Annotated in this window: 11 protein-coding genes and 2 pseudogenes; 8 read left to right on the forward strand and 5 right to left on the reverse strand. The window is 69.0% G+C overall.

Going from position 1 to position 13,222, the window contains the following annotated elements:
- Positions 1-328: pseudogene (locus tag A5714_RS26640) on the forward strand (hypothetical protein); the annotation flags it as partial.
- 152 nt (positions 329-480) lie between these two features.
- Here A5714_RS26640 and A5714_RS14515 read toward each other — a convergent pair.
- Genes A5714_RS14515 through A5714_RS14525 form a run of 3 tightly spaced genes read right to left on the reverse strand, consistent with a single transcriptional unit; the run spans position 481 to position 4,831 of the window.
- The gene (locus A5714_RS14515; RefSeq protein ID WP_068070252.1) at positions 481-2,688 is read right to left on the reverse strand and encodes an acyl-CoA dehydrogenase; all 2,208 of its coding nucleotides are present in this window, start codon (positions 2,686-2,688) and stop codon (positions 481-483) included.
- Between the two features lie 50 nt (positions 2,689-2,738).
- Positions 2,739-3,722 carry a 2-hydroxyacid dehydrogenase gene (locus A5714_RS14520; protein WP_068070251.1) on the reverse strand — a complete coding sequence of 328 codons (984 nt, stop codon included), beginning with the start codon at positions 3,720-3,722 and terminating at the stop codon, positions 2,739-2,741.
- Positions 3,686-4,831 carry an alpha/beta hydrolase gene (locus A5714_RS14525; protein ID WP_068070250.1) on the reverse strand — a complete coding sequence of 382 codons (1,146 nt, stop codon included), beginning with the start codon at positions 4,829-4,831 and terminating at the stop codon, positions 3,686-3,688. Before A5714_RS14525 ends, A5714_RS14520 begins: the two co-directional genes overlap by 37 nt.
- Before the next feature lie 168 nt (positions 4,832-4,999).
- On the opposite strand from A5714_RS14525, the gene A5714_RS14530 reads away from it, so the two are divergent.
- On the forward strand, positions 5,000-5,581 hold the full coding sequence (locus A5714_RS14530; protein WP_068070249.1) for a VOC family protein: 582 nt from the start codon (positions 5,000-5,002) through the stop codon (positions 5,579-5,581).
- 33 nt (positions 5,582-5,614) lie between these two features.
- Positions 5,615-6,163, forward strand: coding sequence for a hypothetical protein (locus tag A5714_RS14535; protein ID WP_068070248.1), 549 nt, complete (start codon positions 5,615-5,617; stop codon positions 6,161-6,163).
- A gap of 49 nt (positions 6,164-6,212) precedes the next feature.
- Here A5714_RS14535 and A5714_RS26150 read toward each other — a convergent pair whose 3' ends face one another.
- Positions 6,213-6,392 carry a hypothetical protein gene (locus tag A5714_RS26150; protein ID WP_156671090.1) on the reverse strand — a complete coding sequence of 60 codons (180 nt, stop codon included), beginning with the start codon at positions 6,390-6,392 and terminating at the stop codon, positions 6,213-6,215.
- Positions 6,393-6,713: 321 nt separating this feature from the next.
- Here A5714_RS26150 and A5714_RS14540 point away from each other — a divergent pair, with 321 nt between their 5' ends.
- Together A5714_RS14540 and A5714_RS14545 are read left to right on the forward strand one after the other, a co-directional pair.
- Positions 6,714-8,132 carry a condensation domain-containing protein gene (locus A5714_RS14540; protein ID WP_068286089.1) on the forward strand — a complete coding sequence of 473 codons (1,419 nt, stop codon included), beginning with the start codon at positions 6,714-6,716 and terminating at the stop codon, positions 8,130-8,132.
- Between the two features lie 50 nt (positions 8,133-8,182).
- Positions 8,183-9,541 (forward strand): hypothetical protein, encoded by a 1,359-nt coding sequence (locus A5714_RS14545; RefSeq protein ID WP_068286092.1) that lies wholly within the window; start codon positions 8,183-8,185, stop codon positions 9,539-9,541.
- Here the strand turns inward: A5714_RS14545 and A5714_RS14550 are convergent, their stop codons facing one another.
- A complete protein-coding gene (locus A5714_RS14550; RefSeq protein ID WP_068070245.1) occupies positions 9,542-10,216 on the reverse strand; it encodes a TetR/AcrR family transcriptional regulator in 675 nt (224 codons plus the stop codon). It lies immediately after the preceding gene.
- 79 nt (positions 10,217-10,295) lie between these two features.
- Here A5714_RS14550 and A5714_RS14555 point away from each other — a divergent pair, with 79 nt between their 5' ends.
- From A5714_RS14555 to A5714_RS14565, 3 genes and pseudogenes are all read left to right on the forward strand, one after another.
- Positions 10,296-11,210, forward strand: coding sequence for an oxygenase MpaB family protein (locus A5714_RS14555; RefSeq protein ID WP_068286100.1), 915 nt, complete (start codon positions 10,296-10,298; stop codon positions 11,208-11,210).
- 75 nt (positions 11,211-11,285) lie between these two features.
- Positions 11,286-12,630 (forward strand): annotated as a pseudogene (locus A5714_RS14560) (PPE domain-containing protein).
- 45 nt (positions 12,631-12,675) lie between these two features.
- Positions 12,676-13,222: permease (locus A5714_RS14565; protein ID WP_231975897.1), on the forward strand; the 547-nt coding region annotated here is incomplete at its 3' end.

Consider the following 13,222-nt stretch of genomic DNA (forward strand, 5'->3'; position numbering starts at 1 on the left):
CCCCACGATCACCATCTCCCCTCGAGCCCAACGCGGCGCCGCCGCCAGCGCTATGGGTGCGGGAGCGGTCGCCGGCGCGCTGCTTTTCGGGGGTGCTCCCGCAGCGCAGGCCGCTCCCGCGCCCACCACTGGCATCGCCGTGGCCGGCCCGCACGGCGGCCCCGGCATCATTCCCGACCGGCCCGGTTGGGGCGGCGGCCATGGTGGCTGGGGTCATGGTGGCTGGGGTCGCGGTGGCTGGGGCCACGGCGGCTGGGGCCACGGCGGCTGGGGTCGCGGTGGCTGGGGCGGCGGCCTCCAGCACCACTGGTGGAATTGGTGGTGGTGAGACACCACCTCATGAGCGCCGGCCAGCCTCGACGTGCCGACATCCCTAGGCTGGCCGGCTCCAAAAGGGGGGAACCATGCCGATCTGACGCAAGTCAGGTCGGCATGGCCTTTTTGGTCCGGCCGTCGCGACGACTACGGATCGCGCGGCGACTACGGATCGCGCGGCAGGCCCAGCAGGCGTTCGGCGATGATGTTGAGCTGCACCTCGGACGTTCCGCCGTAAATCGTGGTGGCCCTGCTGGCCAACAGGTATTCGCCCCACGTCCCGGGCGGCTGGGCGGTGTCGCCGATCGCCGCGTCGACCCCGAAGGCCGAGACCGCGAATTCGGCGTAACCCTGCCCGGTGCGCATCGACAGCAACTTCGAGATCGCCGCCGACGGCATGGCGTCACCGCCGGCCAAGGTCAGCAGCGTCGATCGCAGGTTCAGCACCTTGGCGGCGTGCCCCTCGGCGATCAGCTGCCCCGCGCGGTGCCGGGCAACCTGGTCGAAGTGTCCGTCGCGCATGAACTCGACGAACTGTGCCAGCGTGGCCAGGAAGTTGGCCTCGCTGCTGCCGATCGAAACCCGCTCGGCGGTCAGCGTGTTGCGGCTGACCTCCCAGCCCCGATTCACCTCGCCGAGCACGCACTCGTCGGGCACGAACACGTCGTCGATGTACACCGTGTTGAACAACGCATTGCCGGTGAGCTCACGCAGCGGCTTGACTTCGACGCCTTCGCTGTTCATGTCCAGCAGGAAGTACGTGATGCCGTTGTGTTTCGGCGCGCTGGAGTCGGTGCGGGCGAGCAGTGCGCCCCACTGCGACAGTTGCGCGGCGGTGGTCCAGATCTTCTGGCCGGTGATGCGCCAACCCCCGTCGGTTCGGGTCGCCTTGGTGCTGAGGCTGGCCAGGTCCGAACCGGCGCCCGGCTCCGAGAACAGCTGGCACCAGATCATCTCGCCGCGAAACGTCGGCGGCAGGAAGCGTTGCTTCTGTTCCTCGGTGCCGAACGCCACGATCGACGGGATGATCCAAGTCGCGATGCCCGTCTGTGGTCGCTTGACCCGGCCGGCGGTGAACTCCTGGGCGATGATGATCTGCTCGACCGGGCTGGCGGCGCGGCCCCACGGCTTCGGCAGGTAGGGCAACACCCAGCCGCCCTCGGCGATCGCGACCTTGCGCTGGTCGCGGTCCAGCGCCTTGAGCGCCGCGACCTCGGTGCGGATCTCGTCGCGCAGCTTTTCCGTGTCGGGATCGAGGTCGATGTCGACCGCCCGCATGCCGCTGGTCGTCGCGGTGTGCAGCACCTTCTGCGGATATTCCGAACTGCGCCCGAACGAGGCCGCCAGCAGCAGCGCCCGCCGGTAGAACACGTTGGTGTCGTGCTCCCAGGTGAAGCCGATGCCGCCGTGCACCTGGATGCAGTCCTGCGCGCATCGCTGCGCGGCGGTCGGGGCCAGCGTGGCCGCCACGGCAGCGGCGAACTCGACGTGTGAACCGGCAGTGTCCCAACCGTTTTCACCGGCCTCGTCGAGAGCCCGGGCGGCGTCCCACACCGCGGCGGTGGCCCGCTCGGTGTCGGCGATCATCTCGGCGCACTTGTGCTTGATCGCCTGGAACTGGCCGATCGGCCTGCCGAACTGCTCACGAATCTTGGCGTAGTGCGAGGCCGTGTCGGTCGCCCAGCGGGCGACGCCGATGGCCTCGGCGGACAACAGCGTCGTGATCAGGGCCTGCGCGGTCGCTTGGCTCAGGTTCGTCAGCGCGGCGTCCGCACCGACTTCGACGGCGTTGGCGCGCACGTGCGCGACGGGCCGCAGCGGATCGATGCTGCGCACCGGCTCGAATTCGAGCTGTTCGGCGGGCAGCACCACCCACTCGACGCCGCTGTCGATCGCGACCGGAAGCACCAGCAGCGTGGCCTGCCCCGCGGCGGGGACCGCGCGAGCCTCCCCGCGAATCACCAATTTGTCGGCGTGCCGGGTCGCGGTGAGGCCGGATTCCAGGGCGTAGCTGGCGATAGCCGCACCCGACGCCAGCTCGGCCAGCACCGTGGAATCCGGGTCGTGCGCGCTGATCAGCGCGCTGGCGATCGTCGACGGCACGAACGGTCCGGGGACCGCCCCGTAACCGAATTCCGCCAGTACGATGGCCAACTCGAGGATGCCGAATCCCTGTCCGCCCACGGATTCGGCCAAGTGCACGCCGTGCAGGCCCTGCTCGGCGGCGGCGCGCCAATACGCCGGGGGATTCACCAGCTCGTCGAGCGGCGCGTCCATCGCCGCGTGCAGCGCCTCCGACGGCGCGATCCGCGCCACCAGCGACCGCACGGAGTCGGCCAGGTCTTGATGCTCAGAAGAAATCGCGATCGGCATTGGTCGCCTTCCATTGCGTGCGGACGCCGTTACGGCCAGCACCTTCCAAGCTAACAACCGGTCGGTTGATTGACGACATGGGCCAGCGGCTCCCCGTCGTGCAGGCGCCGGCAATTGGCGACCGCCTCGGTGAGGTAGCGCCGCATGGTGTCGGCGGTGTACCACGTGACGTGCGGGCTGAGCACGACGTTCGGCAGGGCGAGCAGGGGGTTGTCGGGTGCCACCGGTTCGACCTCGAAGACGTCGAGGCCCGCGGCCGCCAGCCGGCCGTTCCGCAGTGCCTCCACAAGGGCCGCCTCGTCGATGACGGCCCCTCGAGACGTGTTGACCAGCACCGCGTTTGGCTTCATGCCTGCCAGTGCATCCCGATCGAGCAGGTGCCGGGTCCGGTCGGTCAACGGCAGGTGCAGCGACACGATGTCGCTGGTCGCCAACAGGTCGGGCAACCGCCGCCAACCGGGCCGCCCGTCATCGCGGGTGCTGGTGTGCAGCACAGTGGCGCCCATCGCGGCGACGATGTCGCCGACCCGTTTGGCGATGTTGCCGTAACCGATCAATCCGACGGTGCAGCCGCCGACGTCACGCACGGTCTCGCCGAGTTGCGGGTCCGTCGGCCAGCCGTCGCCCCGGCGGATGGCGGCGTCCAGCGCCGGCAGCCTGCGCAGCGCCGCCAGCATCAGCAGCACGGTGCCCTCGGCCACCGAGGGGGCGTTCGCGCCCGGCATGTTGGCGACGGAGATGCCCAACTCCGTGGCGGTCGCCACGTCGATCGTGTTCACCCCCGCGCCCAGCTTGTGCACCAGCCGCAGGCGGTTTCCGCGGCGCAGGTCGGCGCCGGACAGCGGACGCAAGACGTGCCAAATGACCTCCGCCTCGGGCAACTCCGCGTCGAACAGCTCTTGCGCGTCTTCCGGGCACCACCGGATGTCCAGCCACTCCCGTTCTCCGGCAAGGAAATCCAGCACTTTGGCACCGGGGACGAAGTGGGCGAGGACTCTCAAGGATTGTTTCGAAGCCACCGCTTGCTGATCCATCCTGCAATGATGTCGGCCTGCTCGCTGCGAGCGCCCGGCGTGGTGAAGTAATGGTCGGTGTCGATCGACACCTGCGTCTTGTCGGCACCGGCGAGCGCGGAGTACAGGCGGCGTGCGTCCGACGGGAAGACGCCGGTGTCGGCGTCGGCGTTGATCACCAGGGCCGGACAGTCGATGCGGGCCAGGTGGGGTTCGGCCCGTGTCTGCGCGACCCGCAGGCTCCACATGCCCAACCAGTTGCGCAGCGTGCAGGCGGCGGCGATGCCGTGCGCCGAGCGGTTGGCCTTGGCCGGAACCCCCGCATAGCAGGTGTTCGGCGCCCGCTTGGTCGGTTCGATGCTGGGATCGACCATGCGGGGGTCGGCCCAGGTGCGCATGACAGAAAACGGGCGATCCGAAAAGCCCGCCGTCCGAACCCTTTTCAGCTCTTTCTCGGCCCAGTCGGTGATGGCGTGGTTGCGTGCCACCTGGCCTCGGCGGTAGTTCGCCAGGAACTCCGGGGAGTAGGGCGGCCCGTTGCACTGGTTGAACAGGTCGAGGCCGTCGTCGGTGGCCACCGGGTCCCGCTCGTCGGTGACGGCCGCGTCCATCCAGGCCGTGAGCACATCCGGGCGTCCGAGGTGGGCGGCGGTGGCGACGTAACCGTCGGCGGGCGGCAGCTCGGTTACCCCGGCCGCCGGGCGCATGCCGTCCAACGGCGTGACGTTCGGGGCCACCGCCTGCGCCTGGTAGGCGGCCATCAGCGAACCCCCGCCCGAATTTCCCAGCAGCACAATGGCATCCACCTTTTGAACCTCGCGCAGCCACCGTACCCCCACCCCGATGTCCACCAATGCGTGGTCCAGCAAGAAGCTTGTTTCGAAGCCGCGGAACCGGGTGTTCCAGCCGAGGAACCCGACGCCGCGGGTGGCCAGGTAGTCGGCGAGATAGTGCTCGGAAAAGTCGATTTGGTAATGCGTGGCGATGACGGCAACCTTGGGCTTGCGTCCCACCCCGCGGTGGTACAGCCCCTGGCACGGGTGACCGCCCGCCCCGGCGCGCCCGGCGGTCGGCGACGGTAACCCGACGAACTCGCGGACGACCCCGGCGGCACCGCTGCGACGAGTCACTGGCGCGGTCCTCCTTTGCGGCGGGCGGCCCGGCGGCAACCGCCGGCGCGACCCCGGGCCCCGGCGTCGGGCGCACCGGGGCTGGCCGGGGCCAAGACTGATGATGTTAAATTCACATTCAGGTCTTGGCCAGGCTCGCCGGGCCCGGTGCCGGGGAGGAGACGCACGATGATCAAGCCGCATTACACGAACACGGAATTCGAACTCGGCGGGATCAATCACGTCGCCCTGGTGTGTTCGGACATGGCCCGCACCGTCGACTTCTACAGCAACGTCCTCGGTATGCCGCTGATCAAGTCGCTCGACCTGCCCGGCGGCCAGGGGCAGCACTTCTTCTTCGACGCGGGTAACGGTGACTGCGTCGCCTTCTTCTGGTTCGCCGACGCGCCGGACCGGGTCCCCGGAATCTCCTCACCGGCCGCGATACCGGGCATCGGCGAGATCACCAGCGCGGTGAGCACCATGAATCACTTGGCGTTTCACGTCCCGGCCGAGAAGTTCGACGCCTACCGCCAGCGCCTCAAAGACAAGGGGGTCCGGGTCGGCCCGGTTCTCAATCACGACACGAGCGAATGGCAGGTGTCCAAGACGCTGCACCCCGGGGTGTACGTGCGCTCGTTCTACTTCTTCGATCCCGACGGCATCACCCTCGAATTCGCCTGCTGGGTCTCCGAGTTCGACCCGACCGAGGCGCGGGCTGTACCCAGGACCGCCGCGGACCGTCGCCCGCCGGTGACCGCGAGCTCCTGAGCGCCGGCCCGCCGACGCGGGACAATGCGTGTGATGACCGACGGCATCCTGACCGACGCGCAGATCGCGGCCCTGACGCCCGCGCAGCGGCGAGACCTCATCTCCCGGCTGGAGCAGCCCCTCGGTGACCTGGTCGATCCGGCGCTGCTGGCCCGGCTTCGCCGCATCCGGTTGAGCCTGATGATCGGCGGGTCGGTCGCGATGATCCCGTGGCTCGGATATTTGTCCGTCACACTGCCGGAGAACTACGTCGCGCACAATTGGCAGGCCACCTGGGTGGGCTTCGACATGCTGCTGGTGGTGTTCATGGTTGCCACCGCGGTGTTCGGTTATCTGCGCCGCCAAGTCGTGCTGTTCGCCGCTTTCACTTCGGGGGTGCTGCTGATCTGTGACGCGTGGTTCGACCTGATGACGGCCGGCCCGCGCGACCTCTGGCTCTCGCTGTGCACCGCGCTGCTCATCGAGTTACCGCTGGCCTTCTTTTTGATCTCGGGCGCGCTGCGCATCCTGCGGCTGACCATGATGCGGTTGTGGATGCTGCGCACCGGCATGCGGCTGTGGCACCTGCCGCTTTTTCCCTGAACCCGGCGGATCTCCGGCGCGAAACGCGAACCACGTCAATGGATGTCGGTCATTCAGCTGCGCGAGCATCGGGCGCGGGCGGCGCCTGCACGCCCCACAGGATCCGGTACAGGCGCGGCCCGGTGTGCCGGCTGGCGGCCAACAGTCGGTCGACGAGCAACGACAGCGGACCCGTAACGGGGTACTCCGAACCGAGGGGGCTACGACGACGGTTTACCTGACGGGCCATGGATGTTCATCTTAGGCAACCGCGCTGTCCGCGCCGCCTGGCCGACACCGAGCGACCGAATAACGGTACGCGGGTCCCGTGATGTTCGCGGTGGAATGTGAATGTTCCTAAAAAGGCGCGAATTTCACATGCGTCCATTACCGTCCCCCTCAGCGACATCGGGGGCGCTATGGACGCGGTGAGCATCAACTTCTCCACTGGCCGCTCGTGAGGAGATTCCCAGCCCGAACGGAATCGAAACCACGAGAGCAGCTTTCCGCGCAACGTTCCCCCCGCCATGGCGCGCACCGAACCACGGATCAGGAATCTAAGGACTCGACAATGGTCGCACTCGGAAACATTAGCGAATGGCAACCACCGCACGGTCTGCTGACCACGTGGCTGGTGACGCCCGAGGCGCAGGAAGCGGCGCGCAATGCACCGCGCAGCAATGCGGCTGCGAGTTATCAACAGACCCAACATCTCTGGACGGCGTTTCACGGCAAGACGTTGAACAGGCAGCTGCCGCGCCTGATGGTCGTCGCGTGGGACATCCCGGGGGAGTGCGACTTCTCGGCGATGACCGCGGCGATCAACGCACACGTGCGCAGCCAGGACACCTATCACAGCTGGTATGAATTCATTGACGGCATGCTCGTCCGTCACGCCGTCGATCCAGAAGTCATCGAGCTCGCTCCGGTGTCGTTCGGGACCATGAGCCCCGAGCAGGCCCGCGAGCACGTCCTGACCACCACCCCCGAAACGCTCGGGTGGGGTTGCTTCACCTACGGGATCGTTCAGGGAGCCGACCACTTCACGTTCTACGCCAGCGTCGACCACCTGCACATCGACGGTCTCTCCGCCGCGCTCATCTTCCTCGACATCCAACTCGCCTACCAGGAGCTGGCGCTGGGGGCGCATGGTCGGCGCCCGACCACGCTGCCGGAGGTCAGGAGCTACCGCGATTACACCGCCCGCCAGCGCGGAAACGCGGCCAGCCTGACCCTGTCCTCCCCGGAGATCAAGGACTGGATCGAGTTCGCCCGCGAGACCGAGGGGGACTGGCCGAGCTTCCCGCTGCCCCTGGGCGACACGTGGGCCAGCTGCAAGGGGGACCTGGTGACGGTCGAACTGCTCGACGCGGCGGGCACCGAGTCGTTCGACGCGGCCTGCGTCGCGGCGGGCGCCCGGTTCATCGGCGGGGTGCTGGCCTGCACGGCGCTGGCTGAACACCAATTGACCGGCAAGGAAACATTTTTCGGGTTTACAGCCAAGGACACCCGCTCACCGGGCATCGACTCCATGACGGTGGGATGGTTCGCCAGCCTCATCCCGGTCACCGTGCCGACCGGGGGCGACTCGTTCCCCGAGGCGGCGCGGGCGGCACAGAAGTCCTTCGACGCCGCCAAGGACCTCGCGGCCGTACCGGTCGAACGGGTCCTGGAGTTGGCGACCCCGGATGAACTCGGCATCACGCTGCCCTCGCAGCTGCCGATGATGGTGTCGTTCCTCGACTTCCGCAAGATTCCCCTGGTCGGCCTGTGGGCCGAGATGAACTTCGGAACTTACGGCGACAGCCTGTCCGCCGGTGGGATCAACATGTGGATCAACCGGCACGTCGAGCGGACCACCGTGACGATTTCGTTCCCCGACAACGACGTCGCGCGCGAGTCGGTGCATCGCTACATCGCGACGTTGCGCCAGGAATTCACGCGCGTCATCGAAACCACCCCCGACCAGCCCGACGTGGTCGCGGCCTAGGTAGAACACGATCGGGTGCGGGCGCGCGCCCCAGCAAGGAGCCGTCGACGATGAACAACGTCCTGGACTTGGCCGACCAAACGCTGTTCCTCGGCGAGCGGGCGACCGGCGCCACCAGCCTGCTGCAGTGCATCTGGGTTTACGACCGCGACGTCGATCTCGACGGCGTCCGCACGTTCCATCGCCTGCTGCGGCGAGGGCGGCTGTCGCGGCGCATCGAGCGCTCCCCGTTGCCATTCGGCCGGCACCGCTGGGTCGCGCCCCGCGACGAACCCGAGCTGGTCATCGCGGCGCCCCGGCCCCGCGATGCGTTCGAGGCGTGGTGCCGCGAGCAGGGCGGCCATCAGCCGGACGCCGAACGCGGGCCCGGCTGGCACCTCGCGGTGCTGCCGTTCACCGAGGGCGGCGGAGCGGTGAGCCTGGTTGTCACTCACTGCCTCACCGACGGTGTCGGGTTGTGCGAAGCCCTGGCCGATGCGGCCGGCGGCATCGAGCAGCCGGTCGCCTGGCCTGCCGCCGCGCGGCGGACGCGTTCCACCGCGCTGCGCGAGGACGCACGCCAGGCCGCGAGCGACGCGCCCGGCGTCGGCCGGGCCGTGCTGGCGGCCGTGCGGCAGGCGCGCGCGAGCCGTGTCGGCGCCGCACCGGTCGCCCCGGCACGCGCTCGACCCGCCCCGCCCGTCGACCCGGATCGACCCATCGCGCTGCCGATGGCCACCGTCTTCATCGACGCCGACCAGTGGGACGCCCGCGCGAACGCGCTCGGCGGAACCAGCAACGCGCTGCTGGCGGGGCTGGCGGCGCAGCTGGCCCACCGCGTGGGGCGGGTGGCGGCGGACGGCTCCGTCACGGTCGGCATGCCGCTCAACGAGCGCACGCCCGGGGACACCCGCGCCAACGCGGTCATCAATGTCGACGTCGTCGTGGACCCCGTTCCGGCGCCGCGGGACCTGCGCCCGATCCGCGCCGCGATCAAGGCGGCGTTGATCGCCCACAACGACGCGCCCGACCAGCGCTGGGAGCTGCTGCCGTTGGTCCCGTTGATACCGAAATGGGTCTTTCGGCGGTTGATCAGCGTGATCACCGGCAGCGCCACCACCGTCGTGTCGTCGAACCTCGGCGTGATTGCCCCGCAGGTGAACCGGCCGGACGGGACCGAGGCCGACTGCTTCGCGATCAAGTCCGTCTACCCGGGCGTCACCGCGGGCACGATGCATTGCACCAACGGGGCACTGGCGTTGTTGTCCGGGCGGCTGAACGGGCGGGTGTTCGTCTCGGCCCTCGCCTACGAGTTGGGCTGCCATAACTCCAACGAAGCTCTGCGAGAAGCGCTTTCGAGTACTCTGAGCGACTTTTCGTTGGCGGCGACCCGCGACTGGAGCCCACCGCGTGTGAGCGTGGGCGGGTAGTCAGTCGCGGACCGTGGCGTCGACCGCGGTGTCGGTGATCCGGTAGAGGTCGGGCTCGGCGAGTTCGTCGATCAACGCCGCCAGTTGGTCGACGAGCTGCTCGGGTTCCAGCCGGACGAAACCGGCCAGCCAGGCGCTGATGGTCTGCCCGACGCCGCCGACCACGAAATGCGCCGCGGCCTTGATCCGGTCGTTCGCCGGCATCCGCAATGCGTTACCCACGTGTTGCCCGGACAGCATCGCGAACAGGGCCCGCGATTCGGCGCGCTTGCGCACCACCACGGGATCGGCGAGTTGGGTGCTGAACAGCAGCCGGCCGAGGCGGGCATCGTCGGCGATGGTCCGCACGATGTTGGCCATGCCCGCGCGGGTCTGTTCGTGCGGCGGTACGGCGGCCACCGCCGCCTGGGTGGTGGCCGCCAGTTCCGCGGCGACCCAGTCGAAGACGGCAGCGACAAACTGGTCCTTGTCGGCGAAGCTTTCGTAGAAGTAGCGCGCGGCGAGTCCCGCCTTGCGGCACACGCCGCGGACGGTGACCGCCGCCATGCTTTGCTGGTCCGCCCCGAGAAGATCCAGCCCGGCGGCGAGGAGCCGGTTGCGCCGAGCGGCCAGCCGTTCGGTGGCCTCGACCCCGCGATAGGGCCGCGCGCTGGGCGTCTCGCTCATACCAACCATCTTGACACCACGCGTGCACCGCGACACTATCAGGAAACGAGCGTTCGCACATTAGCGGGCTGCGGGGAAGGACCCGATCATGGCAATCCGACAGCCGGTCGACCCACCGATGCGGCACGTCGAACGCCCCATTGCCGACCCGCCCCGGCCGCCGCGCCGCACCGGCCGCGGCCGCCGCGCGTTAGGCATCGACGAGGGCCTTATGGGCATCGCCTTGCTCGCCGGACCGGCGAACGTGATCATGCAGCTGGCGCAGCCCGGCGTCGGATACGGCGTCATGGAGAGCCGCGTGGAAAGCGGTCGCGTCGACCTGCACCCGATCAAACGGGCTCGCACCACCTTCACCTATCTCGCGGTGGCGACCAACGGTAGCGATGCTCAGAAGGCCGCCTTCCGTCGCGCGGTGAACCGGGCGCACGCGCAGGTCTACTCGACACCCGACAGCCCGGTGAGGTACAACGCCTTCGACCCTGGCCTGCAATTGTGGGTGGGCGCCTGCTTGTACAAGGGCGGCGTCGACATCTACCGGATGTTCATCGGTGAACTCGAAGGTGCGGACGCCGACCGCCACTATCGCGAGGGCATGGCGCTGGCCACCACGTTGCAGGTGCCCGAGCACATGTGGCCGCCGGACCGGGAGGCGTTCGACCGGTACTGGCGGGAGTCGCTGGCCACGGTGCACATCGACGACGCCGTGCGCGAGTATCTGTATCCCATTGCGGCGAACCGCATCCGGGGCCTGCGGTTGCCTGGCCCCGTCCAACGTGTGACCGAGGGCCTCGCGCTGCTGATCACCACCGGCTTCTTGCCCGCGCGGTTTCGCGAGGAGATGCGCCTGCCGTGGGATGCGACCCGGCAACAACGCTTTGACCGGATCATCGCGGTGCTGGCCGCGGTGAACCGGCGCCTGCCGCGGTTCGTCCGCCACTTCCCGTTCAACGTCTTGCTGTGGGACGTCGACCGCAGGATCCGGGCGGGGCGCCCGTTGATCTGAGCGCCGCCGTTGTGTTGATAACGACAATCATATTCATTAAGCTCCTCAGGATCAGCCCAGCCCGAGGAGTTCGTTATGACGGCGCCCATATGGATGGCCTCGCCCCCGGAAGTGCATTCGGCGCTGCTCAGCAGCGGCGCGGGACCCGCCTCGTTGCTCGCGGCGGCAAGTGCGTACTCCGATCTGAGCGCCGAATATGCTTCGGCAGCCACACAATTGAGCGCGGTGTTGGAGGCCACGCAGGCGGGTGCCTGGCAGGGGCCGAGCGCGGAGTCATACGCGGCCGCGCACGCGCCTTACCTGGAATGGCTGGCCCGGTCCAGCGCCGACAGCGCCACGGCGGCGGCCCAGCACGAGGTCGTCGCCGCCGCCTATACCAGCGCGCTGGCGGCCATGCCGACGTTGCCCGAGCTGGCGACCAATCATGTGGTGCACGGCGTCCTGGTCGCCACCAACTTCTTTGGGCTCAACACGATACCTATCGCGGTCAACGAGGCCGACTACGCGCGGATGTGGGTGCAGGCGGCCACCACGATGACCACCTACCAAGCCGTTTCCACCGCCGCGGTGGCGGCCACGCCGCAGGCCGACCCGGCGCCGCCGATCGTGAAAGCCGATGCTGCGAGCGATGATTCGGGGGACCCGGATCACGACCCCACGATCGATAATCCCTTCAACGACTTCATCGCCAACATCCTCAAGAACCTGGGCATCAACTGGGATCCCGCACAGGGCACGGTGAACGGGCTCGACTACGACGCCTACACCAACGCCGGCCAGCCGATCTTCTGGGTGGTGCGGGCCTTGGAGCTCCTCGAGGACTTCGAGCAGTTCGGTTACTACCTGGTGCACAATCCCGCGTTGGCGTTCCAATACATCGTCCAGCTCGCGCTGTTCGACTGGCCGACGCACATCCTCGAAATCTTCACGAGCCAACCGGAGTTGTTCGCGCCCGCGCTCCTGCTCGCCGTTGCTCCGGTCGGCGCCCTGGGTGGGTTCGCGGGGTTGGCGGGCCTGTCCGCCATACCGCAGCCGGCAGTCGCAGTCGCCCCACCGCCCGCGCCCGTCGCGCCCGCGCCCACTCTGGCGCCCGTGCTCGGCCACACCCCCCTCGCGGCGCCGGCCGCGGCGCCCGCAGCGGCGACGGCGCCAGCGGCAACGCGATCACGCGGACGAATTCATGGACATGAACGTCGACGTGAATCCGGACTGGGGTGGCCCGGGCGACGAACCGGCGGCCGCCTCCGACCGCGGAGCCGGCACGCTGGGATTCGCCGGAACTGCGCGCAAGGCGGCGGCCGGCGCGGCGGCGGGCCTGACGACGCTCGCCGGCGACGAGTTCGGCGGCGGCCCCACGATGCCGATGATGCCGGGCACCTGGCAAGACGACGCCGACGGCGAAACGACCCGCGACCGCTAGCACGTCTTGACCGGACAACGCGCGCCCGCGCGGAATAATGGTGCGGTGCCGACGCTGAAATCCGGGCGCAGTCTGCGGCCGGGGTCCATGGAAGTCCTTGTCGGCCTCCTGCTGATCTGCGCGCTGTCGGCGACGACGCTGCGCGCCACGGTCCTCGACAGCGCCGCGCTGTCGACCGTGGGGACGGTGTTCTGCGGGGTCTTCGTGCAGGCTGTGCCGTTCCTGGTTCTCGGTGTCGTGGTCAGCGGCCTGATCGCGGCGTTCGTCTCGCCGCAGCGCCTGGCCCGCTGGCTGCCCCGGCGCCCAGGGCTGGCGGTGCTCGCCGCGGGCATCGGCGGGGCGGCGCTGCCCGGCTGCGAGTGTGGCTCGGTGCCGTTGGCGCGGCGATTGTTCGGCGACGGCGGGGCGACGGGCGCCGCGGCGCTGGCGTTCATGCTGGCCGCGCCGGCGATCAATCCCGTTGTCCTGGTGGCCACCGCCGTCGCGTTTCCCGGTGCGCCCGAAATGGTGCTTGCCCGCGCGGGCGCTTCTCTGTTGACGGCGGTGGTGATGGGCTGGGCGTGGGCGCGTTGGGGCCGTGCCGAGTGGATCA

The sequence above is a fragment of the Mycobacterium sp. E2462 genome (assembly GCF_001672685.1).
In the GTDB taxonomy this organism is placed as follows: Bacteria; Actinomycetota; Actinomycetes; order Mycobacteriales; family Mycobacteriaceae; genus Mycobacterium.